Annotated in this window: 23 protein-coding genes; 16 read left to right on the plus strand and 7 right to left on the minus strand. The window is 44.4% G+C overall.

Annotated elements, in window-relative coordinates; genetic code table 11:
• Window positions 1–29 precede the first annotated feature (29 nt).
• The 7 genes from L5M51_RS07375 (at window position 30) to panP (ending at window position 8,972) form a co-directional block, all read left to right on the plus strand.
• A complete protein-coding gene (locus tag L5M51_RS07375) occupies window positions 30–635 on the plus strand; it encodes a hypothetical protein (protein WP_263172160.1) in 606 nt (201 codons plus the stop codon).
• Between the two features lie 110 nt (window positions 636–745).
• The gene (locus L5M51_RS07380) at window positions 746–1,426 is read left to right on the plus strand and encodes a uracil-DNA glycosylase family protein (RefSeq protein ID WP_263172362.1); all 681 of its coding nucleotides are present in this window, start codon (window positions 746–748) and stop codon (window positions 1,424–1,426) included.
• An 8-nt stretch (window positions 1,427–1,434) separates the two neighbouring features.
• Window positions 1,435–2,673: a sugar diacid recognition domain-containing protein gene (locus tag L5M51_RS07385; RefSeq protein ID WP_263172162.1), complete on the plus strand. Its 1,239-nt coding sequence runs from the start codon at window positions 1,435–1,437 to the stop codon at window positions 2,671–2,673.
• Window positions 2,674–2,882: 209 nt separating this feature from the next.
• Entirely contained in the window at window positions 2,883–3,890 is a 1,008-nt protein-coding gene (locus L5M51_RS07390) for a catalase family peroxidase (protein WP_263172164.1), read from the plus strand.
• 325 nt (window positions 3,891–4,215) lie between these two features.
• Window positions 4,216–5,574, plus strand: a complete 1,359-nt coding sequence (locus L5M51_RS07395; RefSeq protein ID WP_113938868.1) for a GntP family permease — start codon at window positions 4,216–4,218, stop codon at window positions 5,572–5,574.
• 232 nt (window positions 5,575–5,806) lie between these two features.
• Window positions 5,807–7,021 (plus strand): glycerate kinase, encoded by a 1,215-nt coding sequence (locus tag L5M51_RS07400; RefSeq protein WP_263172166.1) that lies wholly within the window; start codon window positions 5,807–5,809, stop codon window positions 7,019–7,021.
• 301 nt (window positions 7,022–7,322) lie between these two features.
• Window positions 7,323–8,972, plus strand: coding sequence for a pyridoxal-dependent aspartate 1-decarboxylase PanP (gene panP / locus L5M51_RS07405; protein WP_263172168.1), 1,650 nt, complete (start codon window positions 7,323–7,325; stop codon window positions 8,970–8,972).
• 462 nt (window positions 8,973–9,434) lie between these two features.
• Here the strand turns inward: panP and L5M51_RS07410 are convergent, their stop codons facing one another.
• The gene (locus L5M51_RS07410; RefSeq protein WP_263172170.1) at window positions 9,435–9,950 is read right to left on the minus strand and encodes a hypothetical protein; all 516 of its coding nucleotides are present in this window, start codon (window positions 9,948–9,950) and stop codon (window positions 9,435–9,437) included.
• Window positions 9,951–9,958: 8 nt separating this feature from the next.
• A complete protein-coding gene (locus L5M51_RS07415) occupies window positions 9,959–11,206 on the minus strand; it encodes an AAA family ATPase (RefSeq protein WP_263172172.1) in 1,248 nt (415 codons plus the stop codon).
• A gap of 724 nt (window positions 11,207–11,930) precedes the next feature.
• On the opposite strand from L5M51_RS07415, the gene L5M51_RS07420 reads away from it, so the two are divergent.
• From L5M51_RS07420 to L5M51_RS07460, 9 genes are all read left to right on the plus strand, one after another.
• Window positions 11,931–12,305 carry a hypothetical protein gene (locus L5M51_RS07420; RefSeq protein ID WP_263172174.1) on the plus strand — a complete coding sequence of 125 codons (375 nt, stop codon included), beginning with the start codon at window positions 11,931–11,933 and terminating at the stop codon, window positions 12,303–12,305.
• Window positions 12,306–12,450: 145 nt separating this feature from the next.
• Complete coding sequence (locus tag L5M51_RS07425) at window positions 12,451–12,903, plus strand: hypothetical protein (protein WP_263172176.1); 453 nt, start codon at window positions 12,451–12,453, stop codon at window positions 12,901–12,903.
• Between the two features lie 352 nt (window positions 12,904–13,255).
• Complete coding sequence (locus tag L5M51_RS07430) at window positions 13,256–13,564, plus strand: hypothetical protein (RefSeq protein ID WP_263172178.1); 309 nt, start codon at window positions 13,256–13,258, stop codon at window positions 13,562–13,564.
• Window positions 13,565–13,621: 57 nt separating this feature from the next.
• The gene (locus tag L5M51_RS07435) at window positions 13,622–14,137 is read left to right on the plus strand and encodes a ClbS/DfsB family four-helix bundle protein (protein WP_263172179.1); all 516 of its coding nucleotides are present in this window, start codon (window positions 13,622–13,624) and stop codon (window positions 14,135–14,137) included.
• A gap of 30 nt (window positions 14,138–14,167) precedes the next feature.
• A complete protein-coding gene (locus L5M51_RS07440; RefSeq protein ID WP_028760498.1) occupies window positions 14,168–14,824 on the plus strand; it encodes a Vat family streptogramin A O-acetyltransferase in 657 nt (218 codons plus the stop codon).
• Window positions 14,825–15,013: 189 nt separating this feature from the next.
• Window positions 15,014–15,850 carry an AraC family transcriptional regulator gene (locus L5M51_RS07445; protein ID WP_263172181.1) on the plus strand — a complete coding sequence of 279 codons (837 nt, stop codon included), beginning with the start codon at window positions 15,014–15,016 and terminating at the stop codon, window positions 15,848–15,850.
• Window positions 15,851–15,975: 125 nt separating this feature from the next.
• Window positions 15,976–16,815 (plus strand): AzlC family ABC transporter permease, encoded by an 840-nt coding sequence (locus L5M51_RS07450; protein WP_263149009.1) that lies wholly within the window; start codon window positions 15,976–15,978, stop codon window positions 16,813–16,815.
• Complete coding sequence (locus tag L5M51_RS07455) at window positions 16,812–17,114, plus strand: AzlD domain-containing protein (RefSeq protein WP_263165913.1); 303 nt, start codon at window positions 16,812–16,814, stop codon at window positions 17,112–17,114. Before L5M51_RS07450 ends, L5M51_RS07455 begins: the two co-directional genes overlap by 4 nt.
• Window positions 17,115–17,829: 715 nt before the next feature.
• Complete coding sequence (locus L5M51_RS07460) at window positions 17,830–19,122, plus strand: aerolysin family beta-barrel pore-forming toxin (protein WP_263172183.1); 1,293 nt, start codon at window positions 17,830–17,832, stop codon at window positions 19,120–19,122.
• A gap of 105 nt (window positions 19,123–19,227) precedes the next feature.
• Here L5M51_RS07460 and L5M51_RS07465 read toward each other — a convergent pair whose 3' ends face one another.
• From L5M51_RS07465 to L5M51_RS07485, 5 genes are all read right to left on the minus strand, one after another.
• The gene (locus L5M51_RS07465) at window positions 19,228–19,941 is read right to left on the minus strand and encodes a helix-turn-helix transcriptional regulator (protein ID WP_028760503.1); all 714 of its coding nucleotides are present in this window, start codon (window positions 19,939–19,941) and stop codon (window positions 19,228–19,230) included.
• Window positions 19,942–20,050: 109 nt separating this feature from the next.
• Window positions 20,051–20,500 (minus strand): GyrI-like domain-containing protein, encoded by a 450-nt coding sequence (locus L5M51_RS07470; RefSeq protein ID WP_263172364.1) that lies wholly within the window; start codon window positions 20,498–20,500, stop codon window positions 20,051–20,053.
• Window positions 20,501–20,601: 101 nt separating this feature from the next.
• Window positions 20,602–20,985, minus strand: a complete 384-nt coding sequence (locus L5M51_RS07475; protein WP_006081088.1) for a VOC family protein — start codon at window positions 20,983–20,985, stop codon at window positions 20,602–20,604.
• Between the two features lie 169 nt (window positions 20,986–21,154).
• Window positions 21,155–22,876, minus strand: coding sequence for a phospho-sugar mutase (locus L5M51_RS07480; RefSeq protein WP_263172185.1), 1,722 nt, complete (start codon window positions 22,874–22,876; stop codon window positions 21,155–21,157).
• 172 nt (window positions 22,877–23,048) lie between these two features.
• Window positions 23,049–26,606: an ABC transporter permease/M1 family aminopeptidase gene (locus L5M51_RS07485; RefSeq protein WP_263172186.1), complete on the minus strand. Its 3,558-nt coding sequence runs from the start codon at window positions 26,604–26,606 to the stop codon at window positions 23,049–23,051.
• Window positions 26,607–26,611: the final 5 nt, after the last annotated feature.

A 26,611-nucleotide genomic window follows, 5' to 3' on the forward strand; every position in this document is an offset into this window, starting at 1 on the left:
TTCAATCTTTTAGTTAATCCTCTGAGCCCATGCGTATTTATTCTTCACTCTCCCAATCTCAGTGGCTGTTATCACTTTCTGCACTATTGGGGCTAAGCCTATTACCCTTACCCGCCATGGCGTTCGACCCTTCGGGTGGTGCAGCGAGCCTATTTATCATTTTAGGCCTAGGTGGTTTTACCTTAATCAATCTGTTTCTACAGGGCTTATTCTTTTTTGCGGGTCAGTATCGTAGCGCCACTTTTGCTAAACGCCATGTATTAAGCGCACTAATAGTGCCATTAATTGCCATTGCGTTAGCCATTTATGATCATAGAGGTTGGAGTGATTTCGCCCTTAACTTAGGTATTATCTGTGTCGGTATTGGACTGATTTTATTGCCACTACAGCTTTGCCAAATCGATAAACCCACCAATCGCAATGCCGATTGGATCATCAGCCTAGGGGCATTATTCATCTTAGCTTTGAGCTATGTGATTGCCCCCTTAGCCTTCTTTACGATTGTACTGGCCCACATCTGTTTAGCTTCAAGCCCAAATCAAATTCCTAAGATATTAAGTTATATCGGTTTAATCCTTGGCTATTCTCTTTTTGGCTACTGGATATATCAAACAGTGATGATGCTCCAATCCTGATTGAAAATGAATGAGCAACGATAAAATTAGCGATTAAATTGACTAAGACGAATCTCACTAAAGCGCCATCGCCACTTTGCGTAACTGTACCGCCATCATGCTCGGCATCAATGGCTAAACTGCTGGCAAAAATCAGCGCCTGTACTTTATGTCAGGCCCATTTACCCTTAGCGCCCAAGCCGATATTGCAGGCCAGTACCCAAGCGCGGATTTTGATTGCAGGCCAAGCTCCGGGCGTGAAAACCCACCATAAAGGCATACCTTTTGACGATGCCAGCGGTGAACGGCTGCGCACTTGGTTGAATGTCACGCGGGAGCAATTCTACGACCCCAATCTTTTTGCCATTATCCCTATGGGATTTTGTTTTCCGGGCAGTATCGAAAAAAACGGTAAAAAGCAGGGTGATAAACCACCGCGCCCCGAATGTGCTGCCACTTGGCATCAGGCCTTGCTCGCCCTAATGCCACAAATAGAGCTAATTGTGATCCTCGGCCAATATGCCATCGACTATCATCTACCGCGCGAATCGTCCGAGGCCGTAAACCCCACTTCGCCGATCACTAAGCATCAAACAACCGGCACTAACGTAACTGTCATCCCCAAACTGAAACCAATAACAGTGACCCAAGCATGCGCGCAATGGCAGCAATATTGGCCTAAGTATCTTGTCTTGCCGCACCCAAGCCCGCGTAATAATCTTTGGCTTAAGCAGCATCCTGAGTTTGAACGCGATATGCTACCCAGATTAAGAATGCGTATTGCATCCCTATTAAACCTTCAACCCCACTAGGCGCCTGTATGTATCTACTTGATTCTGTCATCGCTAAGCAAATTGTGAGCCGCACAATGAAAATCATTGGCCACAATATCAATGTGATGAACGGCCAAGGGGTGATTTTAGGCTCAGGCGACCCTAAGCGTATTGGCTCAACCCATGAAGGTGCGCTGCTAGCGATAGCCCAAAATCGCAATGTGGAGATCAGTCAAGAAGTCGCCTCAGGGCTGCATGGCGTTAAGCCAGGCATCAATTTACCCTTACATTATCAAGGACAAATTATCGGCGTCGTCGGCATTACCGGTGATCCACGTGAGCTCACCCATTATGGTGAGTTACTCAAAATGACCGCCGAAATGATTGTTGAACAAGCCAACCTGCAGGATAAATTGCAATGGGAGAATCGCCAGCGTGAAGAGTTTATTCTGCAACTGATCAAAGCTGAAACCGATGATGCACAGTTGCACCGCTGGGCAAGACAACTCGACATTGATATCAGCCTGCCAAGAGTCGCGGCCATTATTGAGATCAGCGAGAAAAACATCCAGAAACACCATTTAAAAACCGACACCACCCCATCGGCCTTGTACTTAGCTGAGGCATCCACTCAGCCCGCCGATGAACGTAGCCCCAGAGTCAGTGAAACCCTCAAGCAAGTGCTGCATCTATTGCAATATCCTGACCGTGGTAACTTGATTGCCATGACCTCAATGTCGCAGTTGGTGATCCTAAAGCCTGCTTTTTTAGATGGAAAACAATGGGATCCTGAGCTTGAAAATCAGCGCATCGATAAGCTGTTGCAGCGCTTACCCGCCCAAATGGATTTAAACTTTAAAATTGCTCTAGGCCATTTCTTCCCGGAAAAAGGTGGGATAGCGCGCTCCTATCACACGGCTCAAGAAACCTTGGCACTCGGTAAGCAACTCAATGCAGAAGGGAATAAATACCTATTTGAAGATTATTCTCTACAAGTGTTACTTGCAGGGCTAAAACATGACTGGCGCGGTCAGGCGCTGGCAACGCCCTATCAGCAACTCGCCAAGGCGGATAAAAATGGCCAATTACGCAAAACCTTAGCGGCTTACATCACCCACTTTGGCGATGCACAGCAATGCGCGAATGCCCTGTTTATTCATCGCAATACACTGAGATATCGCCTCGATAAAATTCAGCAAATCACCCAAGCTGACATTCAATCCCTGCATGGATTATTAAGCCTGTATCTTGGGCAATTAATTGATACTTCGACTCGCTTAACTTAACGCTCAAATGACTTAGCAACTCAACAGATTAGCTAGAAAAAAGCCCGCAGATGACGGCGCCGACCTTATAACCAGATCAATTGAGTAAAACTTGGGCTGTACTAAAAAATTAATTGAAAGATTTATACCGTATCCCCTTTCCTATCCTTTCATATAGTATCGCGTCGATATGCTAGCGCTCTCGACTTAGTCCATTGAAAGGAATGATAATGACCTCAATCAAACTGACTTTACTCGCCAAAGCTTGTCTCATTAGCGGCTTAGCGCTGACTTCACCTTCGTTAATCGCGGCCGAGAAAACCATTCCCGAACTGGTCGATGCCGTCAACGGCACACCCGATGCGGCAAGTCGCGAGGCGGGTAAAAATGTCAAACTGCGTAATCACACTAAGGGATTTTGTACCTCGGGCAGTTTTAAACCGAATCCACAATTACAACAAACGTTGGCAATTCCATTTTTTAATCAAGATAGTATCAAGGTTACAGCCCGCTTTTCCCTCGGAGGTACAAATCCGCAGATCTCAGATAAAACCGCTGGGCGCTTTATGTCACTCAAAATTGACGGCGATAAAGAAAACCTTAACTTTGTCACCACTAACGTTCCTGTTTTCTTTGCCAAAAATCTCGAAGAATTTTTTAACTTTCAGACCAAAGTGAAACAAGGCCCTGAAGGTAAACAGTGGCTTATTGATAATCAACCCAGCGCCAAAGCTTTTTTCGACCATGTTAGACAGTTGCCTCCCAGCCCAAGTTTTGCCAACAGCCGCTACTTCGGTGTAAATAGTTTCCTGTTCAGCACGCAAAAAAACAGTGTTCAACAAGGTGAAACGGTCGCGGGTAAATGGATTTTTGAACCTGTCGCTGGTACTGCCGGGCTGTCAGCCAGTGAACTTGCCAATCTCAGTGATGATTTTTTAAAGGCGGAATTACTCGAGCGCATTAAAACCCAGCCAGCACAATGGAACCTTTATATTCAACTCGCCGAAATGGGGGATGAGATTAATGACCCAACTGTGATCTGGCCTGAAACTCGCCAGCGTTTACTGGTAGGCCAAGTGATGATTAACGGTGAGCGAGACAGCGATCCCCAAGTTCAACAGTGCGATAAAGGCATATTTAACCCACTGTTATTGCCTAAGGGCATTACTGCATCTGCCGATCCGATACTCAATGCCCGCACCGCAGCCTATGTCGAATCCTTTATTCGTCGTCAATAAAGAGTCGAGTTAAGTCCCTCCTGTTTAGGATTGGCAAATAGCCCTATTTGCCAATCCTTATCGACAAGCGCCTCCTTTACCGACAAAACGCCTCCTCCTGCATTCGAATTCACCTAAGCATTTTTGTGCATGAGCACAAAAATGGCGAAACATAACGCGGTAATTCCGTAGATTTAGCCAAAGCTATTCAAACATACCTGCACAATAATAGGATGACCTTAAAGCAGCCCTCATTTGGACTCAGGCCCAAATAAGCACTGCGCCCTACACTATAAGTCAAAAAACTTACTCAAAAACTTCAGCCAAGAACTGAACGGGACAAACTATGAACTTAGTGCTTATTCTCATCGGTGTGATTGCATTTATTGTTATCGCGACCTCAAAATTTAAACTCCACCCCTTTTTAACCTTAATTCTGGCCGCCTTTATCGCAGCCTTCGCCTATGGCTTGCCGAGCGGAGAAATCGCTAAAACCATTACTACAGGGTTTGGCAATATTTTAGGCTATATCGGCTTAGTGATCGTCTTAGGCACTATCATAGGGATTATTCTGGAAAAAAGCGGCGCCGCCATCACCATGGCCGATGTGGTGATCAAGATATTAGGTAAACGCTTCCCGACACTCACTATGTCAATTATCGGTTATCTCGTGTCTATTCCGGTCTTTTGTGACTCGGGTTTTGTGATCTTAAACTCACTGAAACAATCAATGGCGAACCGCATGAAGGTCTCTAGTGTCTCCATGAGCGTTGCCTTAGCCACAGGTCTGTACGCCACTCACACCTTTGTACCGCCAACGCCAGGCCCTATCGCCGCCGCAGGCAACTTAGGCTTAGAGTCCAACCTAGGCTTAGTGATCGGTGTGGGTCTCTTTGTGGCCGCTGTTGCGGCACTCGCAGGTATGTTATGGGCAAACCGCTTTGCCGATGTTGAGCCCGATGGTGAAGGCGCAGAAGAACTTAAAGCGCAGGCCAGTGACTATGAAACGCTGAAAAAAAGCTATGGCACGCTACCAAGTCCATTAAAAGCTTTCGCACCAATTTTTGTGCCTATCGTATTAATTTGTTTAGGTTCTATCGCTAACTTCCCTTCAGCGCCTTTGGGTAAAGAAGGTGTGTTTGATGCGCTCGTGTTCCTCGGTCAGCCCGTTAATGCCCTGATGATTGGCCTGTTTTTATCCCTGCTGCTGTTAAAGGGTGAGAATAAGATCAGCGAATTTAGCGAACGCATCAGCCAAGGGCTCGTCACTGCCGCACCGATTATTTTAATCACAGGTGCAGGTGGTGCTTTTGGTGCGGTATTAAAAGCCACGCCTATCGGTGACTTTTTGGGCACATCACTGTCGGCACTGGGTATCGGTATCTTTATGCCATTTATCGTCGCTGCAGCGCTTAAATCGGCGCAGGGTTCATCGACGGTAGCGTTAGTCGCAACCTCTGCACTGGTTGCGCCTATGCTTGGCGATATTGGTCTTGGTAGCGATATGGGCCGAGTGTTAACAGTAATGGCAATTGGCGCAGGTGCGATGACCGTTTCCCACGCCAATGACAGCTTCTTTTGGGTCGTCACCCAATTTAGCCGCATGAGCGTCAAACAAGCCTATAAAGCCCAAACCATGGCGACCCTAATCCAAGGTGTAACATCCATGGTAACTGTGTATGTGCTAAGTCTAGTGTTGCTCTAATATTAATGAGTTCTTGATTCAATATTGTCCCTTGGGCGCATACCGTGCCCAAGATATATCTCTGTTATACGCCCTAATAATTGCAACAGATTAATGTGCCAGTGATGGATATAAATGCCTTTATATCACCTCAGTTTTAGCACAGGGATGTTGTTGCGCCCAACGTAAGTGGCCTTGGGTTTAGTGTTCAACATTGAGCCCTGTTTTATCCCATTTAGCTGTAGGATTTTTAATGAAAATAGTTATCGCCCCCGACTCATTTAAAGAAAGCTTAAGCGCGCTCGAAGTGGCCAACGCCATCGAACAAGGCTTAAAACAAGTGATACCTGACTGCGACATAATCAAAATACCCGTTGCCGATGGTGGCGAAGGCACAGTGCAATCTATGGTGGACGCCACGGGCGGCAGTATTGTCAGCTTAGAGGTCATGGGGCCACTGGGGCATAGAGTGCAAGCGCACTATGGCATCCTTGGTGAAGGCATTCTCGGCGCGGCTATGAATACAAGTTCTGCTTCAGTTTCACGTGCAGATCCAACGAGCAAATCGCCACATCAAGGCGCGATTGCCGTGATTGAAATGGCCTCAGCCTCAGGTTTGCACCATGTGCCGAGGGAGCAACGTAATCCGCTGCTTACCACAAGTTATGGCACGGGCGAGCTGATTTGTGATGCGCTTAATCGGGGGATAAAGCACATCATTTTGGGGCTAGGCGGCAGTGCCACCAACGATGGCGGCGCGGGTATGGCCCAAGCGCTGGATATTTTATTGCTCGATGGCCAAGATAAAACGCTACCTTCTGGCGGCGCAGCGCTGGCGAACCTTGCTCAAATCGATGTATCAAACGCTCATCCACTTTTACGTGAGTGCAGCTTCGAAGTTGCCTGCGATGTTGATAACCCACTGTGCGGTGAACGCGGTGCCTCGGCGATTTTTGGTCCGCAAAAAGGTGCGACGCCCGAGATGGTTAAGCAGCTAGATGCCGCTCTTGCCCATTATGCCGATGTGATTGCCCGCAATGGCATTAGCGATCACCGCGATCATGCCGGGGCTGGCGCTGCTGGCGGTATGGGTCTTGGCGTGATGGCTTTTTTAAATGCCGAGCTTAAACCTGGGGTTGAGATTGTAATGCAAACCGTTGGCCTTGCGGACAAAATCCGTGGCGCCGATTTAGTGATCACAGGTGAAGGCCGCATCGATGGTCAAACCGTGTTTGGTAAAACCCCAATGGGCGTGTTAAAGCAAGCCAAACTGCAGGGCATTCCCACTATCGGTATCGCGGGCTGCCTCGGTGAAAACGCCAATGCCATATTGGATCACGGTATGACGGCTATCTTCCCTATCATCCCGCACTTAAGTCCACTTGATGATGTGCTAGCCAATGCCAAGCTAAACCTTTGCAATACCGCTCGAAATATCGGCGCGGTACTCATGTTGGGCCAGCGCTAATTTTAGGGCTAACATGAATTTTAGGGCTAATGCTCAGGCTTGATGAGTGGCTCGTCGAGTTAAACATAAAGGCGCCATAACGGCGCCTTTGCTTATTTAGGCCGCAACGCTTTGGTAACACAAAATTTTAGTGCTTGATGCCTAAAAGGCCTTGCAGTAAAGTGAGCTCCCTTTTTGGTATTCCGCTGATTGAACATTTGAGAGTCAATGATCGCGCATCACTGGTCGAGAATCACTGGTACGTTATACTCTTCGAGCCAATTTGCGGTTTCACTATAAAAATTAATAGACGGCAAGCCCCATGACCCAGAAACTCCCTCGCCAAGCCACCGCATCCGAAGCAAGTTTGCTCCGCATTTTTACTGCACCGGAAGATGCAAGCTCAACGCTGAGTATTATCGAGCAAAAGCTCTCCGAGGACTTAGCAGGCTTTTTGGGTGACAGTATCGCCGCGCTCGAAAAACCCTTGTCTGAAATCGAAACCGATTTTCAAGCCTTTGAGATCCCAACTCAGCCGCGTTTTGTCTCCGATTACACTGACGAGATCATGCAAAATCTGGTGGCGCATTCGGTACACACAGCGGCGCCAAGTTTTATCGGCCACATGACTTCGGCACTGCCCTACTTTGTGTTGCCGCTGTCAAAAATGATGGTGGGACTCAATCAAAATCTGGTCAAAATAGAAACCTCTAAGGCATTTACGCCGCTTGAGCGCCAAGTGCTCGGCATGATGCACCATTTGATTTACGCCCAAGACACGGATTTTTATCAAAGCTGGATGCACAGCGCCAATCATTCCCTCGGGGCATTTTGCTCCGGCGGCACAGTGGCCAACATCACGGCCCTGTGGATTGCCCGCAACCAATTATTGAAAGCCAATGGTGAGTTTAAAGGCGTCAGCCGCGAAGGCTTACTCAAGGCACTACGCCACTATGGCTATGACGATTTAGCGATTTTAGTGTCGGAGCGGGGCCACTATTCGCTGGGCAAAGCCGTCGATCTGCTTGGCATCGGTCGTGACAATATCATCAGCATTCCCACTGGCAGCGATAACAAGGTCGATGTCGCGAAAATGCGCCAAGCCGCCCTTGAACTTGCTAGCAAAAACATCAAAGTGTTGGCGATTGTTGGCGTGGCGGGCACAACAGAAACCGGTAATGTTGACCCACTGACAGAGTTAGCGGCGCTGGCAAAAGAGTTAAACTGCCATTTCCATGTGGATGCTGCTTGGGGCGGCGCGAGTTTATTATCCAATAAATACCGCCACTTACTCGCAGGTATCGAACTTGCCGATTCAGTGACTATCGATGCCCACAAACAAATGTACGTGCCTATGGGCGCAGGCATGGTGTTATTTAAAGACCCAGAGTTTGCCCACGCCATTGCCCACCACGCCGAATATATTCTGCGCCGTGGTTCAAAGGATCTCGGCAGCCAAACGTTGGAAGGTTCACGCCCCGGCATGGCGATGTTAGTGCACGCTTGCTTACAGATCATCGGCCGCGATGGTTATGAAATCTTAATCAATAACAGCCTTGAAAAAGCCCGCTATTTTGCCGAACAAATCAAAGCCCATGAGGATTTTGAGTTAATCACTGAACCAGAACTGTGTCTGCTGACTTATCGTTATGTGCCCGCCAGTGTCCAAGCCGCCATGCAGCTTGCCTGTGAGCAAGCAGACACGATAAGAATCGCTCGCTTTAACGAGCTGCTCGATAGTCTTACTCAGTTTATTCAAAAGCACCAACGCGAACAGGGCAAATCCTTCGTCTCCCGCACTCGCATTCAACCCGCCCGCTATTTTAGGCAAGCGACCGTGGTGTTTCGCGTAGTGCTCGCTAACCCCCTCACCAGCCATGACATTCTCAATCAAGTACTGGTCGAACAAAGCGAAATCGCCGCACTAGATAAAGAGTTTTTACCTGCACTCATGGCGATGGTGGCTGAATAGCGAGTTGTTTAGCGAAAGCTTTAAATCCCAGTTCAAATACAGTGTGTTAATAGCAAACAGCCGCAAATTATTTGCGGCTGTTTGCTACGCGACACGAAATAAGCTGAACATTAAAGAGACAAGATAAAGCGCTTATCCATCACTCATCCGCCGAATTCAACTGCTTCCGTGACACGCCGTGAAGCCATCCATGGCGGCTCTACGATGACATCCATGTCATCGAAGGTCACGTCCGCAGTTGAATTCGCCTTGGCTAATTTCTGCGTGATCTGCTGCATATTAAAACACAAATACCGTGGTAACATCGCTACGATTTTAACCACAGCCCATAGGGATTAGGGTGTCAAAAGTAATTATGAAGGTATGGGTGTCATCACTCACTTTTTAAACATAGAAAATACATCAACTTTTTAAGTTTAAGATATCAAATGACAATCAACGAAATAAATATATCTAAATATTTTACTTAAAATTTGTTATAACTTTAATTATCATATCCAATTGTTCAACTCGACTTCTTGCTTCATCAAGTGCTTCTTTAGTAAAAAGTACTTCATAACTTTTTTTCTCGGTCTCTCTACCTGCTAACATCGGATGCACTATTTTTTTACATGTTTGATTATTGCATGGTATAGGTCGTTTAATATTGAGAATATCCAATAAAAATGCTTCAAAACAGGGGTCTACACCTATAAGGATTATTCCTTTGCTTGTAGCTGATTTAACTAATGCTCTTGGCCATGCAATATCTAAATCAAGCAAGGCTGCCGCCCTATCACAGCCGGTATTGCTTAATACAGAAATTGTTTCAGAAATAACATTTGATGGCCCCTTCCCCCCAGCTGATTTTGATGAAACTTTTAGCTCAGGTATAGAGTACAGTGCCCTTAAATGTTCAATAAAAGCCTTTTCAGACTGGCCTTCGCCAACGAAAGAAAGTGTTTGACGAAGTACTCTTTTTTTATTGTTCTTTTTCATTTTATTCCTTAGTCAAAATTAGGCGTACCGCCTAATGCACCAGAAATATATTTAGCATAAAGATTGTCGCGCTCTTTTAAGCCTTCAACTTCATCAGTTCTCCAAGCACTAGATTCGCAATTAACTTTCTCAACTAAATAGCAATTCTGTCTTCTTAATGATTTTAATATTTCAGGACTATGACTTGTGAAAATAATTTGAGAGTTTTTATTATTAACCTTAGTATCTTTGAATAGGTTGAGTATTTCCACTGTCAGTTGAGGGTGTAAATCGCTATCAAACTCGTCTAGAACAGAAACGCCGCCAAAATCTAATGTTTGTGCTATTGATGCTAATTTACAAAATGCTGACTGAGTGCCTGTTGATTCTAAATATAATGGCAATCTGTATTCACTATCATTATGCTTATGAACACATATTGGGACCAACATATTTTTTTCTTCACCATCCCTGTCAATAACTGACTTTTCCTCAATTACAATATCACTCAAACCAAGATCATATTTTATTAATAAATCCTTGACTATGTTGAAAAGTTGTGTGTTTTCAGCAAAAGATTTTGTTGCACTTATTATACTGTGTGATGCATCAGTCCTTGAATTCAAGTTTAAGTTTGAATCACTAAAATAAAAATGATGATAAACAAGATCTATTACATTTGTGTCTACTTTTCTCTCAATTACTCCATCATCACTCATTCTATAAATGTATGATACTAAAGAACAATTGCTAGGCGCTTTATCCAGCATGCTGTGAGGTATGTTTAAAAATCCATTGTTTTTCTTTATCGTATATTTACCATCCGAGTATTCACGATTAAAAACAGTTGTAAAAAGTCGTGACGTCTTTATTTTTAACTCTTCTTTTACTACTCGTTCACGATTCATCTCTATAAAGTACTTATACTCTATCTCTGTGCTTTCCTCACTATCACATAACTTAGGTAAAATGAACTCAATCTCAATTTCAGTATTAATGTCAGTTGCAGAAAAATGAGGATAAAAAGGGATTTTTTCATCTTTATCCATACTTTTAAATGACATTGGAATAAACCAAGATAGAAATGAAAGGGGTTTAATCAAATTTGATTTACCTGAACCATTACCACCCAAAACACTCATAACTTTTGTTATTTTTGTTTCATCATCCAATAAATAATCAAAATATGAATGAGCAGACTTCTTATTCACCGTGAAGTCAACGAAACAATCATCTAAGTAAGATTGAAAATTTTTAAATCGATACCATTTTATCATTGCTAGACCCTTTCAGACGTTTTTTTGTCTATTATTGATTACTGTACAGTTTTAGAATGGGTCTGTCCATGGAAAAAAAGAGTAAGGACATCCACATATTTTTAAGACTAGAAGTGAATTTATGCCCTGATGTGTCGACTTGAAAATGGAAATTGATAGTGCAAAAACTGGCTAAAAAGGTACACAGGGATTAACGAAATTAAGCACTCTCATGGAAGTGACCGTTGGCGGCATGGATGCCGTCGTCGAGCCCTCAGGGATGAGTTAATGGCGTGTCACTGGAATGAAAGTGCTTAATTGTAAAGACGGACTTATAGCCTCAAAAAATAAAAAGAGTAAGGACACCTACATATTTTTAAGGTTAAAAGTGAATATATGCCCTGATGTACCGACTTGAAAAGGGAAACTGATAGTGTGGGAACTGGCTAAAAAGGTACGCAGGAATTAACGAAATTAAGCACTCTTATGGAAGTGGCCGTTGGCGGCATGGCCGCTCATTCATATCTGACCCATAGGAATATGGAGAATATCACTATTATGTCGGGAACATAATTGACCATGTGACCGTGGCATTCGAGCATCCATATGCAGTAGATGCCGCCGTCGACCCCTCTGGGATGACTTTTATTATTTAAGCAGAGCGTGTCACTGGAATGAGAGGGCTTAATTGTGTCACTGGATTTATAGTTTCCACATCAAAACATCACTATATCAAGGAACGACTATGTACTTTATTGCAGCTTTTGGTCTATTGATGTTGTTATTAAGCCTAGTGATGGTTGTAAAACCTGCGTCTTTCTCGAAGGGTATCATTTCATTTAGCGAGCAGCCCTACTTCCATATTGCTGAGGTGACCAGCCGAGTTATTGCGGGTCTCATTTTTACCCATTACTCAACCGATACTCTGTTTCCACAGACCATTTTTGCGATAGGTATTGTATTGTTCAGTGTTGGAATGGGCTTGGCGTTAACGCCTCCAAGGTTACATAGGAAGTTTGCGCTATGGTCTGCTCAATACTTCAACAATAAATTCCGTTTAATTGGTCTATTTTCCATCCCGCTATCTTTGCTACTTATCTATTCTGCTGTTGGCGCCTAAAAAATAGTATGCAATCCAACAACAAGGATTTTGTCACAATAATTTAGTTTTAGCTAAAGCAATCGCAACTTGTAAAAAACAATGCTAAGGTAATGATTCGTATAACAAGTATTGCTTTCTAAGCAGAATCTGTCGGAGAAAAAGGATGTTTATCAGATATATTTTAATGCTCACTGCCGTGCTGCTATGCCTTTACCCTGTTTGGGGATTAGTGAGCCCAGCAAGCTACTTGCAGGAGATATTAGAGGTTTATCCCGATGCGGAACAAGCCAGTCATACTCAAGTACGAATTACGGCGGCTATTTTATGGATAAGCAATCTGACGCTATCATTTGGGTTACTATTTATTGCAAAATTCATTAAACAACCTCAAACGTACAAATTCGCGAAAATATCGTCTATTGCATTAATTAGCTATCCATTTATTCTGACGATAACAGAGGCAATTTCTCACAGTATTCTATACCGCCACCTAGAACATCCTACGTTGACAATCGAGTTTTCAGCGCAAAAATTGTTCTATTTCGTATTTAGCCTGATCATTCTGGGAATTTATCAATCCCAACAAGAGTACAAACGCGCCAAAGAGAATGGTTAATTTATCAACATATTTTGAGGAAAAACCATTGAAGTTCTTTACCTCTTTTATTTTTGCTTTTATTGGTTCAAAATTATTATTCAAATACTTCGATTTTCACTACGATATTTTTAGCGATCTTTTGAACCATTGAAATTTATTATTTATACGGGTGTGTTCGTTGTTATTTTTATATCGACACAGATACTGTATGAAAAATATTGGGAAAAACGAATAAACAAGAACAGCCATAATTCCCCCAACTAATGCACATAAGGATAATGCACAGAGGGACCATGAATAATATATGCTGTTAACACGCTCACAAGCGCTAAGCGACCAATCGAAACCACATAGGAACTGAAAGCTTTATATGCGAAAGATAATTCTCCCACTGATCATGCTAAGTCTTGGCGCATTGCCTCTATATGCTCAAGCACAGGACAGCAGCGCGTTATGGGGTAAAAAATACGCTGAGGTGAAATCGAGTTTATTGGCTGCTGGCTGGGTATTAGCCCCCGTAGCAGAAGATGAAACGCCAATGACAAAAGATTACCCTGAAATAACCTGTGGTAGCGGCGCGATGGCGATTTGCTCTGTCGGCTTTATGCGAGAAAAAACTACGCTTGCCTTAGTAGTGGAGTCTATTGAACAAGAGCTTATTGTGACAGGTGAATACTAAATAGCCCAATAGATGATGTTAAACTCAGCCTAAGCATCTAATGTAAACGAGGTAGTGATGTCATCTGTACCCCAATCAAAACAAGAACTTGAATTGGCTATTTACTCAGTTTTCCCCAAATTGATGGCTGACTATCGTTCAATCCCAACCCAAATGTCCCGTGTGTGCAGCATAGAAGGAAACATCAAAGGTACACAAATTAGTGTAAGTGATACAGTTGCTTACCTTATTGGTTGGGGTAAATTAGTGCTCAAATGGTACGAGTTAACATCGCAAGCACTCCCCGTTGATTTTCCCGATACGGGTTATAAATGGAATCAACTGGGATTATTAGCAGAGCGATTTCATCATGAATATAGCCAATGGCAATATACTGATTTACTTGATGAATACGAAATAACAATCAAAAAGCTGTCAACGCTGATTGCGAGTCTCAGTGATCAGCAACTGTACGGCATAACTTGGTACGATAAATGGACTCTGGGCCGTATGATCCAGTTCAATACTTACTCCCCGATGAAGAATATGCGTACCAAAATACGACGATTCAAAAAAGACAATGCATTACCCTAGTAAATAACTCTTTTAAGCACGGAGGTATTCATGCCAAGTACCCACACTCACCCGCAGTTAGGTCCAAATCCCAACGATAAAGCGCCGATGAAAGGCTTTCCTCAGGTTGGCTTTCTTAAAAATTTTATTTCCCGCGAGAACATTATTGTCGGTGATTACACTTATTATGACGATCCAGCAGGTCCTGAGAGGTTCGAGTCGAATGTACTTTATCACTTTGACTTTATTGGCGATAAACTGAATATCGGTAAATTCTGCGCCATTGCGAAAGACGTGAAATTCATTATGAATGGCGCTAATCATCAAGTATCTGGCTTTTCAACTTATCCCTTTTATATCTTCGGCAATGGCTGGGAGAAAGCGGCGCCCAAGCCCGAAGATTTACCTTTTAAGGGCGACTCCTGTATCGGTAACGACGTATGGATTGGTTATAACGCCACTATCATGCCTGGGGTGAAAATTGGCCACGGCGCCATTGTTGCCAGTCAATCCGTAGTAACAAAAGATGTACCACCCTACGCTGTGGTTGGCGGTAATCCTGCCACAGTGATCAAGCTGAGATTCGAGCAAACTGTGATAGATGAGCTTGTTGCCATCGCTTGGTGGGATTGGCCGATAGAGAAAATAACTCAACACCTAGAGGCTATCGCGGGTGCAGAACTCACAACATTACAGCAGGCGACCTAAATAACGCCTGTCGCGAGCAAGACTGAACGAAAAATCTCAAGCGACAAGCATTAGCAACAAACATTAAAAAAAACGCCATTAAACGCAAACAAAATCCAATATGCGCAATTTTGTACAAAAGCACTGAGGGTTTCTGGGTTACTATCAGGCACAACCCGCCCATTTATGCACTAAACTCGGAGGCCTAGTGTGAACACAGAACATGCGGCCTACCAGATTGCCGATGAATTAGGTGGCCTCGAGTTACTCAATGCCCACTACCATAAACAAAACTTTAGTCGGCACACCCACGAAGGTTACACAGTCGGCGTCATTGAAACGGGGGCGCAGCGTTTTTATCGCACGGGTGGCAACCATGTGGCGCCAAAGCACAGCATCATTCTCGTCAACGCCGACGAAGTCCATAATGGTTGTAGCGCCACCGAGGGCGGTTGGTCCTATCGTGCCATGTATCCAGTACCCGCGCAGTTTGCCAATATTAACCGTGAGCTAGCATCAAACCGCGGTGCGCCCTATTTCCCTGAGCCCGTAGTGTACGATCCTGAATTAGCCGAACTGCTGCGCCTCACCTTTACTACCTTAGATACATCGGACAATCGCTTACTGCGCGAAAGCTTGGTCTATTCAAGCTTGACACAGTTGATGACACGCCATGGCAAGAATCGCCCGAGCGATGACCTCACTGTAATCGCGAAGCCTGCGTTAGCACTGGTGAAATCCTTTATCGACGATCATCCTGCTGCCGACATCTCCCTTGAAGAGCTGGCAACACTCGCGGGATTAAGCCCCTATTATTTGCTGAAGCAATTTCAGCGTTATTACGGCTTACCGCCCCACGCTTACCAAATTCAGGCAAGAGTGAGACTCGCCAAAGGAAAAATCAAACAAGGCACACAGCTGCTCGATGTCGCCCTCGATTGTGGTTTTCACGATCAAAGTCACTTGAATCGACATTTTAAGAAGACAGTCGGCGTAACACCGGGGCAATTTGCCAAAGAAATAGGCCGCAATATTATCCAAGCCTAAACAACCACTTTAAGTTAATCTGCCATGCTCATTCTTGCTTTCTCCTCGATTGACTAAGCAAGCAACCTTATCCAAGCATTTATTGTTTAACGGCAACCCCGTCGCCGCTATTTTTAGGAGCCAAAGTGACAACCGACAAGCTTATAGAACCTGATGTTTATCCTGTGCATCCATCGAAATCCAAGGCATTTTTAAAAGGTACATTAGCCATGATGCCGTTGACGATAGCGGTTGTACCTTGGGGCATTTTAGCGGGCTCCTTCGCCATTGAGGTTGGGCTAACGCCCATTGAGAGCCAAGCCATGTCGGCGATTATCTTTGCGGGCGCGGCGCAATTAGTGGCGCTCGGCATGGTGAAAGCCGGTATTGGTCTGTGGAGTATCTTAATTACGACGTTACTCATCACCTCACGCCATCTGTTATATGCAATGGCGATGCGCAGTCAAATCAGTCCGTTGCCATTAAAGTGGCGCCTAACATTGGGCTTTTTGCTCACAGATGAACTGTTTGCCATCGCCAATCAAGGCAAGTTATATAAGTTCGACCCTTGGTACGCCCTTGGCGGCGGTTTGAGTTTCTATATCGGTTGGAATATAGCCACACTACTTGGCATAGTGGCGGGCAATGCGATCGAGAATTTAGATGAGATGGGATTAGATTTTGCAATCGCAGCCACCTTTATCGCTCTGGTCGTTCCTACCATAAAAAAACCATCGATTCTCGTCTGTGTATTAGTCTCGCTTACCCTAGCAGTGATATGCGCCGTTTTTAAAATTCAAGCGGGACTGCTCATTGCCGCCATTGCGGGAATGACGGCAGGTGTACTTTACGCCAAAGTGACCAAGGAAGCGGAACGCGCAGAACAATCCGCAAATCAGTTAGCAAGCGCACAGACCAAAACAGAAGTGGATACAGGAACAGGGACTGACATTAAGACAAAAACATTGTCAGGAGAGAAAGCATGATTTGGTTAATGATCTTTTCAATGGCGGCGGTTGTGTTTATCAGTCGTCATTTACTACTTGAGCCTAAACTACCGCTGCGATTAAGTAAGGGCACCCAAACCTTTTTAAGTTACTCGGCCCCTGCGGTACTCACTGCGATCTTTGCGCCCATAGTATTTGTGCAGGAAGGTCAGCTCGGTCTGAGCCTAGACAACAGCTATCTCATCTGCGCCGTAGTCGCTACAGTGTTGGCGCTCGTCACCCGTAATACCTTGCTGACCACAGTACTGAGTATGGGACTGTTTTTCTTTATCCACTAAGTCAACAAAGAGTCAGTGCTCAGCAACGGCACTGACTCTTGCATCAATCATTTACACCGCCCCTACCACTCTTTTACACAGCCTAATCCTCTCTGAGACATCCCCCCTAGAAAATTACTGACACGTTATCTTGATTTTCCACAATCTTCATGTACTTAGATTCTTATGTCTGTGCAACTAACAGTATCGGCTTTAACGGTATTTCACACATCGACGATAATGGAAGGGTGATGATATTTATCAGCAATAACAAAGGCTCAAACAATAAAAACAAAATACTTAACCTAACCATATTCAAACTATTTAGTCTCTAAAAACGTCCATTCAGAAATGTTATTTACTGCATCTATTACGGCACTAATCTCAGTATTTTTCTAGGTATAGTTCTCGGAATGAAGAGTCCATTTAAAATTTTTACAGAATAAAATGCCGCATAAATATTAATCCACATTCAAAAACCAACCCACTAAAAATTAAAGTAAATACACTATATTATAAAGTTATAAATACCGTTTAAAAATAAAGTAATTAACATTTTTAACCAGATTAAAACACACCTTAAATTAATTCATTTTTATTTTGTTTAATAAAAATAAAAGTGCTAGTTTTTAGATGTGCCTAGCAGTAATGATTATTTATATGATTTAGAACTACATATAATTGCCATCGGCGCTCTCAATGAAAGGACGTATTTTATTAAAATAAAGGAACAATCATGAGAAAAAAATCTAGCCTGGGTATATTAACGTTATCCTGTTTAACCGCACTTGGAACTGTTTCTTTGTTGGCCGAAGCTGCTATTCCGAATACTATTCCAAAACTGTCAATGGTAGAACACGCAGCCCCTGATCTTGATTCGCTTAAAAATGATGCAATTAACGACCCCTCGTTTATCAGCTCGTTATTCTCCTTAGGGCACCATCTTGGATATGCATGGGCTGGCGGTACAGCATCCCAGTATGTTGGTGAAGACATCGAAGTCAGAAGAGAATCGAGCAACGAATATAGTCTTAAAGCCCGCTATAACGGCAATGATCCTTATGCAAGCGGCTACAGAGCGAATGAACGTTTGAAGGTAAATTTACAAAATATTCATTTCGTCACTAATCCTCAAAGTCTAAAGTTAGGTTCACCTCAAGTTTATGATCGTGAGGCTATTTATACTGCTCCTGTGGTTATCTATAACTGGGGCGATACCGAAGATACCGGTGTAGCCACCCTAAACTATGATTACACCACTAGCTGGGCCAAAACCGATAATTTCTCTTTCTCCGAGAAAATTGGCGTAACCAATAAATATGAAGTGGGTATTCCAGGAATAGGTGGAGCGAGTTCTGAAATCAGCGCCGAATTTTCTGCCAGCCAAGGTTGGAGTGAAACCGACGGCAAAAGTACAACGATTTCGAGTCAGGCGCAGTACCGCGCAATTATGCCGCCTCGCAGCAAACGTTATATCTCAATCACCCTATTTAAACAAAAGGCAGATGTCCCATACACCTCAAGTTTATATATGATGTACGATATAAAATATGAGAACTTCTTAAAATGGGGTGGTAATGCGCATATTAATCATCCGACAAATAGACCTAACTTCCCTTACACCTTTGGCGGAGCGAATGCGAATAATCTGAATGGACCAGAAGCCTTAGTCGATCAATATCTTCATCAAGATATAAACGGTTATGGTGTATGGGATTGGCCTGCTGCGATTAATTCGGCACAGTCAAAAAGTGGGTTTGAGTGGCAATTGGCGAATATTGTTAGACAACATGGCGCACCTATCAGCGGTAAATTTACTGCAATAGATTCAAGTCAATTTAATATCGATGCCAGTGAATCCTATCCACTAACGGATGAAGACATTGCTAATCGTCCTAAAAGCGCTCAAAAATTAGGACTGAGTCGCAATATTCAGGTTGCCGTCGGCGAGATCCAAAACAATGATGAAGATGGTTTAATCAAAAAACTGAATATTTCGCAATCAAGCGAAGTCATGTTAAACAATTAAAAACGGTGAGCTTAGACTCTCAATAACAGCGATGACACTAGTATCAGAGAGATCTCGATACAACTAGCCCGTTACTAGCAAATTAAAAATGTAATACAAAGCCACTCATTCGAGTGGCTTTTCTTTCGCTTCTGCTCGCGCCTTTGATTGCTCATCCATCAGGCAAATATAATCTTCAAGCTCTTGCCCGAGAGTGAGATCAAAATGACGGTTTAACCGCACAAGACCTGTGATGCGATCGACCCTGAAATTACGAAAATCAGCACGTAGCTCACACCATGTCAGTAAGGTCCAAGTACCACGCCAAAAATAGATGGCGAGCGGCCTAACTTCCCGCTCGGTGACATCCAGTTTGACGTCTTGATAGAAGAGTTTGACGTATTCGCGGCGCTGAGCCGCATTACGCAAGGGATCGAGGAATTGAAACTCATTGGAATCGAGGTAAAAATCCGGTGAAAACATTAAGGATTGATAGGCTTGTAATCGTTTAGGCAACACAGCTTCGACTTTAATCATCGCCTGCCTCGCGGCGCTACCAAGCTCCTTACCACCCCAAGTTTGCACCATACGCATGCCAACTTGAATCGCTTCGAGTTCGGCTTCGTTAAACATCAAGGGCGGAACATTAACCTCGTGGCGCAACAAATAGCCGACACCCGCTTCCCCTTCAATAGGAATGCCACTTAAACACAGGTCCTGCACATCACGGTAAATCGTGCGTGTAGAAACCTCTAACCGTTCAGCCAACTCTTGGGCTGTGGTTAAGCGTTTATGTTTGAGAATTTGCACTATTTGAAATAGGCGGTCAGCGCGGCGCATTAGCTCTGGTTTAACCCTTTATCTATCAATCAGTTGATTAAGTATTATTATCCTAGATCAATCGCTGGTATGTCTTTGAATACACACTTGAGTGTTTTTACGATTTGAATCATAAAATCCCGATATAGATCTCAACCTCAGTAGCACTAAGATAGACTTCAAAATCCGTTTGATAGCGTCGCTGATGAGAGCAATCAGCCGCGCTAAAATAACCCCACACTTGCCCCCAAAGATCGATAACACACTGGGGCATATCACCCTGAGCTGTGAATTTAAGGTATTCGCCCGCGTTAAGCTCCAATGGCGTAAAATGACTTGCATCAACAGGGGTATCAATTGCCTTACCCACCAGCACAGAAAACTCGCCATTCATGTCTGACTCATAGTCATAATACACGCCATACATGGGCGAATTGAGCATAGCGGTGAGCTGGGATGATTCAAAAAAGGCTTGCCACAGACTACCTATTCTCGCGCTATCGACAGACATTTCTGCCCGATTATTCGTGCGGGTGCTTAGTCCAAGTAACGGTCGAGCATCAATATAAACCACATCCATCTTTGTTTCTTCCATAGAAATCTAAACCCATGCTTTAGTTAATTGCGTGATTTTAGCGTCGTGCCTTAAGGCCACGACGCTAATACATTAATCACTTACGACTACTTATCCTTAGACCACAGACCGACTTTGTTACCTTCGCTATCGGCAAATAAGGCGATATAACCACACTCACCGTCTTTTATCGGTGTGACTGGCAGGATAATCGTCACCTCTGCTGCGATCAGTTTATCCACTAAAGGTTGCAATTGTGCGCTGAAATGCAGATACACAGTGCTGCCTTGCATCGATGGTTGGCTCATGCTGCATTTGACTAGCCCTATGCTCGCCGCACTCGCATCTTCGGTGACTATGGTCGCATATTCCATGTCTTCCATATCGTCACGTTTAAACTCAACCCCAAAATGCTGCTGATAAAAGGCAACGGCACGGTTCATATCACTGACAGGAATTTCACCCCAAACTAACGGTGCAATAGATAACATTTTCACTTTCTCCTTGTTGAAAAATATCAATGATTCAAAATCTTATTTATAAAATTCAGAACTGAATCATTAACGGGCGACAACAAGAATAAAACAAGGCTACTGACAGCATGATGTCAGTAGCCTTTTAATAAAAGTGAATGTTGAGGGTTTTGGCCTAGTTAAAACGTTACTTTGGCAAACTGGCTTGATGTGCCTGAATAAAATCATCCATGGCTTTGCTCGCCCTCGCTTGGGCACTGGCTAAGGTATCTGTATCAACCATAGTTTCTACCACTTCGTAGTAGCACTTAATTTTAGGTTCTGTGCCAGATGGTCTGACGATCACCCGAGCCCCGCCCGCTAAGCAGTAAGTCAATACATCGCTCGGTGGTAAGTCGATTTTCTCAATATTTCCATCGGCAAAACGACGCTCAAGCGCCTTTAAATCATCGGTTGAGAGCACATCTAACTCACCAATCTTCAGCGGTGGATGCTCGCGCAAATAGGCGCCAATATTGGGCGTGTCAGGTTTTAGCGCAATGCTCACCTGCGCATTGAGATGGAAGCCATGCTCACGGTAAATTTGCTCGAGTCTGTCCCAAATCGTTTGCCCCTTCGCCACCAGCTCGGCAGTTAATTGGGCAAATGCCACCAGCGCCGACAAGCCATCTTTATCCCACACCATACTGCCCACCGTATAGCCAAGGGCTTCTTCATAGGCAAACAGGAATTGATCCTCAGGCGAAGTTTTTGCAATCCCTACATTCATCAGCCACTTAAAGCCGGTGAGCGTGGTAAAGCTTTGCGTGCCAAACCATTGAGCAATTTTAGATAACAGGCTCGATGACACTATCGTTGTGCCCGTAAGTCGTTGATTATCTTTGGCGTGAGATAACAAGTAATGCCCAAAGAGCACACCGACTTGATCGCCCGTCAGCATCTGATACTCGCCATCCTCTTTACGCACTGCAACCGCAAAACGGTCGGCATCGGGATCGTTAGCACAGGCGAGCATAGCGCCGTGTTTTTTCGCCTCGGCAATCACTAAATCCATCGCACCCTTTTCTTCAGGGTTTGGGAAGTTCACTGTCGGGAAATCCCCATCGGGTTCACGCTGGGAGGCAACCGAATACACTTGGGTGAAACCTGCATCTTTCAATACCGTTTCAGCCATTTCGGCACCCACACCGTGCATGGCGGTATAGGCTAAACTGACCTTTTCAGGAGCGGTATGGTTTTGCAGCACCTCAGCTTGCTGCACGCCATGACGATAGCTTTGGTAAAAATCGTCCTGCAGGATAATTAACTTACCTTGTGTTACCGCGTCATCATGCTCTAAAAACGGAATCGCTTGATTTGCGGCGCGCTCAATTTGCGCGGCAATGCCAGAGTCGTGGGGCGGAATAATCTGCGCGCCATTCTCCCAATAGACTTTATAGCCATTGTATTGCGGCGGGTTATGACTCGCGGTCACCACAATGCCCGCTGCCGCATTAAAATGTTTTACCCCAAAGGCCACCAACGGCGTTGGCGCTACTTTGGACGTTAAGCGTACCTTAATCCCCATAGCGGTGAGCACACTCGCCGCATCATGGGCAAAATTAAATGAATCGTGGCGGCCATCATAACCAATCACCACGCCGCGCTCGGCGGCATCTTTAATCTGATCAAGTAGATAAGCACCAAGACCAGCAGAGGTTTGGCGGATCACCAAACGGTTCATCCCCATAGGCCCAGCACCGACGACACCGCGTAATCCTGCGGTGCCAAATTCCAAGCGACCCGCAAAGCGCGCTGCGAGTTCAGCTTCATTGCCGCTATCAATTAGGGTTTGTAACTGGGCTTGAGTGCGAGGGTCAGGATCATTTTCAAGCCAATGGTTTACCTGTAACTGCAGATGGGTATTCATATCACGCCTCATTGAAAATCATTTGCAATCACCTTAGGAAAAAGCACGTAGAAGAACAAGCTAATTTGCATTAATTTCAAAATGAGCCATGGGTATTGCCATAAAAAACGCACTATCTAACAGGTCATGCCAGATAGTGCGTTGGTTTTAACAAACTGGTTTCAAAACGGATTTAGAGTTTAAAGATATTATCCTTCGTATCTCTGTCGATGAGCTTCACAAAGGGATCGACCCCCACATAACTGGGTTTTTCAGCCAAAGTGATCGTCAGCTTGTTTTCACCACTGACCAGCCTGTGCTTCTCAATCAATAACACCTGTTTGTCATCCTTTAGCTTATCGGGATCGGCACTAAAGGCACCTATATCGATGATGGCATCTAAAGGTTGTTCGGCTTCTTCACCTTTACCACTCGCGACTTTGCGACTGGCATAAATGCTCAAGTCAACTTGCGTCTTACCATCAGGCAGAGTGGTCATTACCGCATTGGTTAACCTGAGGTCGTAGAGTGTGATCTCATTAAAAGATTCATCGATAAAGCGAGCTTGCGCTTCATCCGTACCTTGCTCAAGGTAACTCACTAAATCCAATGTGGTTGGGAAAGGATCGTTACGATACTGATAACGCGCTAAGAATGCCTTCAAATTAGCGTTGAGTTTCTCTTCACCCAACACATCTTTAATCGCCATCATCACCACTGAGCCTTTCTGATAATGAATGTACTGCTGATTTTCACTGCGCAGCAAAGGCATTTCTTTTATGGATTCGGATGAACGGCCACGTAAATATCTATCTAATTCATATTTCAAGAATTTACGGATCATTTTATCGCCGTACTTTTTCTCCAACACCATCAGCGCCGAATACTGCGACAAGCTTTCGGATATCACAGCACTGCCCTGCACATTCGCAGCGCCCACTTGGTGTCCCCACCATTGATGTGCCACTTCATGGGCTGTGACGTAATACACAGGATCGATATTATCCTCATTGCGTAAATCAGTAATAAAACCAATACGCTCTGAGTAAGGCACTGTATTAGCAAAACTTTGTGCAAAACTACGGTACCCCGGAAACTCCATAATTCGCATTTGCTTATGCTGATAAGGCCCAAATGCTTGTGTGTAGTAATCGATAGAATCTTTAACGGACTCTATCATGCGCGCAACGTTCCAAGGATGCTCCGCATGGTAGTAAACCTCAACCGCAACACCATTGTGCTCAGTTTTTTCCACCTGATAACGGCCCGAAATAATCGCGTAGAAATTCACCATAGGGCTATCCATTGAATAATGGAAATACTCACGCCCATCCTGCTGCCACTGTTTTTGCAAATACCCTGGCGCTAATGCAATTTGATCTGCACTTGTCGAAATAGTGGCTTCAAACTGAATGAAATCACCATCGACGCCAAAGAAGTTTTGCGTGTAGTAACGGCTGTCTTCAAGCTTGTTCGCTCGAGCTTTTTCGGCTAAATCGCGCTTTTCGCGCTCGTGGCGATCCATCAGCTCATAGCCATCTTGATAACCAAAAAGGGGCAATAGTTCGAAGTTGTTGATGAAGGTCCCATTTTCAACCACTGACATATCAAAGCCAGCTTCAGCAATACCCACAGACTGACGTACTAATTGAATGTCCCCTTGCACCACCTGCCCAGGCTGCACAGGTGTCGAAAAGGTCAACCAAGCATTGCGATAGCGGCTATCTAACTCACCTAAGTTTGTATTCGGGATATTGATTTTTACCGTTTCGGCCTCAGTATGCTCGGGCCACTGCACTAACATCCTTTCGATTGGTTTATTTGACTTGTTTTGCCATTCGAATATCACCTTAGCAACAATTTTTCGCTCTTCAGGGAAAATATCAATATTTGCATTGACCTTAGTAGCCACTAAAATCGGCATGTTTTGGTATTGTTTGAAGGCCTTCTCATAATCAGCTTGCAGATCTGTGGTTTCATCTTGGGTTAAATAATGATTCAACACTTTTGTTTGGTAGAACAAATAACTGCCCATGCCAAAAAACACCACCAAAGCAACGCTTACAATGACTTTGCCACTAAAACCAAGCTGATAACTCAGTAATCCCATACGGGTTTTAAGGCTGTGCTGCGGTCCGCGATGGTACAAGCCATAACCTAAAACAAACAGGATAAGGCTAAAAGCCCCCCAGTAAATCATATAGAGTGCATGACTTAATAAGCCCCAACCGTAGCCGTTCATATCCGAGTAAATTAAGGTCGGTGATTGACCAAAGTTATATAAGCTATGGCCAAATCCCCAGCTTGCCATAACAAATGTCGTTAGATAATAAGCAACAAATAGTCCCATACCTGCGTACTTATTTGGGCTAAGCACTTGCAGGAAAAACGCCAGCACAGCGGTCATCAACAGCGGCAGGAGGTAATAAAATCCCAGTCGAATAAGGTACTGAGCAATCTCAAGATTGGCTTGACCTTTTATCAGTTGAAAAGCAATTGTGGTACACATAGCGAGCACATACAGCAAGGTCATTACTATGACCACAGACACTAACTTTGAGCCCCAAAAGCTTAAGTTTGATACAGGAACGCTATCGACGATATCTCCCATTCCTGAACTGCGTTCACGCCAGACGATTTCTGCGCTGTAATAAATCAGCACTATCACCATCAATAGCCCCGTCGCGCCGGCAATGTTATTCACCATATCTTGGGTTAATGGCCAATTAGATGTGCCGTACCAACCAAAATCATCGAACATGGGGCCGACTAAATTGAAAATAGTCAGCACACCTAACACCACAAATGGCGCGGTAAATAGTACTTGCCGTACTTCAAATTTAACCCGCGTCCAAAATTGCTGACGACCATTAGGCTCAGTTGCCATAGCCAATTGTGCCAAAGGTACTAAGCTGGGAACTTTTCCTGCTTTATCGGATTTTTTCTCACGTTTCTTAGTCAAACTCGGCTGACGGAAAATCCCTGAAACGGCCAGTAATACACAGGCAATTCCAAACCATATCGCCCGGTTTTGCAGTACGAGTCCTGAGAATTCAATTAACTGGCTATTCTTCTCGCTAATGGTCCAGTAACGGGTCACTTCGGCAAAGGTGCGCAGCGCAAAGGGATCAAGCAAAGCAGCAATAGTACGATATTGTGGCTGACTCGCCATTTCGCCCGTCAAGGTATAAAGCACCAACATGGCTACAGCGGTCAGATAGAGCGCCATTAAGGAACGAAAATGACTTGCCATCGCATAGAATAGAGTCGAGATCAGCAGCAAAGTCGGCATGGCGAGTAAAAAATACGGCACAAGATAATTCGATAACGCAAAAGGTCCAAAACGGCTAGCATCGACCCATGGCATAAAAGAGCCGAGCATTAACCCTATGGGGATAAAGGCAAATACCATCATCACCACAACAAAACTGCCGAGAAATCGACCAAATTGGTATGCAAATGGTGATAGGGGTTTGCTATAAATCAGCTCTTCCATCAAATGCTGATGATTGCGGATAGCCGTGCTACCCACAAAATTCACCACGGCAAACATGGAAATGAGTCCCATGATCAACATGGTTTGAGTAATCCCAAATGGGCTGTTTTTCATCACCTCACCGCCGCTACCAATTTGAATATTGTTAGAGACGACTGATAGAAAACTCATTAAAAACAATAGAAAAGAAACAACATAAAAGGATGGCTGACGCAAATAATAACGCCACTCAAACCTAAGCATTGATAACAACATATTGA

This window comes from Shewanella sp. SM73 (assembly GCF_025653795.1).
GTDB classification, from domain to species: Bacteria; Pseudomonadota; Gammaproteobacteria; order Enterobacterales; family Shewanellaceae; genus Shewanella; species Shewanella oncorhynchi.

Excerpts from the sequence above, each read along its gene's own strand:
- L5M51_RS07440 (WP_028760498.1), top strand. The coding sequence starts at position 14,168 with ATGCCAAGTACCCACACTCACCCGCAGTTAGGTCCAAATCCCAACGAT.
- L5M51_RS07380 (WP_263172362.1), top strand. The coding sequence starts at position 746 with ATGGCTAAACTGCTGGCAAAAATCAGCGCCTGTACTTTATGTCAGGCC.
- L5M51_RS07455 (WP_263165913.1), top strand. The coding sequence starts at position 16,812 with ATGATTTGGTTAATGATCTTTTCAATGGCGGCGGTTGTGTTTATCAGT.
- L5M51_RS07415 (WP_263172172.1), bottom strand. The coding sequence starts at position 11,206 with ATGATAAAATGGTATCGATTTAAAAATTTTCAATCTTACTTAGATGAT.
- L5M51_RS07375 (WP_263172160.1), top strand. The coding sequence starts at position 30 with ATGCGTATTTATTCTTCACTCTCCCAATCTCAGTGGCTGTTATCACTT.
- L5M51_RS07385 (WP_263172162.1), top strand. The coding sequence starts at position 1,435 with ATGTATCTACTTGATTCTGTCATCGCTAAGCAAATTGTGAGCCGCACA.
- L5M51_RS07475 (WP_006081088.1), bottom strand. The coding sequence starts at position 20,985 with ATGTTATCTATTGCACCGTTAGTTTGGGGTGAAATTCCTGTCAGTGAT.
- L5M51_RS07410 (WP_263172170.1), bottom strand. The coding sequence starts at position 9,950 with ATGAAAAAGAACAATAAAAAAAGAGTACTTCGTCAAACACTTTCTTTC.
- L5M51_RS07420 (WP_263172174.1), top strand. The coding sequence starts at position 11,931 with ATGTACTTTATTGCAGCTTTTGGTCTATTGATGTTGTTATTAAGCCTA.
- L5M51_RS07470 (WP_263172364.1), bottom strand. The coding sequence starts at position 20,500 with ATGGATGTGGTTTATATTGATGCTCGACCGTTACTTGGACTAAGCACC.
- L5M51_RS07425 (WP_263172176.1), top strand. The coding sequence starts at position 12,451 with ATGTTTATCAGATATATTTTAATGCTCACTGCCGTGCTGCTATGCCTT.
- L5M51_RS07400 (WP_263172166.1), top strand. The coding sequence starts at position 5,807 with ATGAAAATAGTTATCGCCCCCGACTCATTTAAAGAAAGCTTAAGCGCG.
- L5M51_RS07430 (WP_263172178.1), top strand. The coding sequence starts at position 13,256 with ATGCGAAAGATAATTCTCCCACTGATCATGCTAAGTCTTGGCGCATTG.
- L5M51_RS07480 (WP_263172185.1), bottom strand. The coding sequence starts at position 22,876 with ATGAATACCCATCTGCAGTTACAGGTAAACCATTGGCTTGAAAATGAT.
- L5M51_RS07460 (WP_263172183.1), top strand. The coding sequence starts at position 17,830 with ATGAGAAAAAAATCTAGCCTGGGTATATTAACGTTATCCTGTTTAACC.
- L5M51_RS07395 (WP_113938868.1), top strand. The coding sequence starts at position 4,216 with ATGAACTTAGTGCTTATTCTCATCGGTGTGATTGCATTTATTGTTATC.
- L5M51_RS07485 (WP_263172186.1), bottom strand. The coding sequence starts at position 26,606 with ATGTTGTTATCAATGCTTAGGTTTGAGTGGCGTTATTATTTGCGTCAG.
- L5M51_RS07390 (WP_263172164.1), top strand. The coding sequence starts at position 2,883 with ATGACCTCAATCAAACTGACTTTACTCGCCAAAGCTTGTCTCATTAGC.
- panP (WP_263172168.1), top strand. The coding sequence starts at position 7,323 with ATGACCCAGAAACTCCCTCGCCAAGCCACCGCATCCGAAGCAAGTTTG.
- L5M51_RS07465 (WP_028760503.1), bottom strand. The coding sequence starts at position 19,941 with ATGCGCCGCGCTGACCGCCTATTTCAAATAGTGCAAATTCTCAAACAT.
- L5M51_RS07435 (WP_263172179.1), top strand. The coding sequence starts at position 13,622 with ATGTCATCTGTACCCCAATCAAAACAAGAACTTGAATTGGCTATTTAC.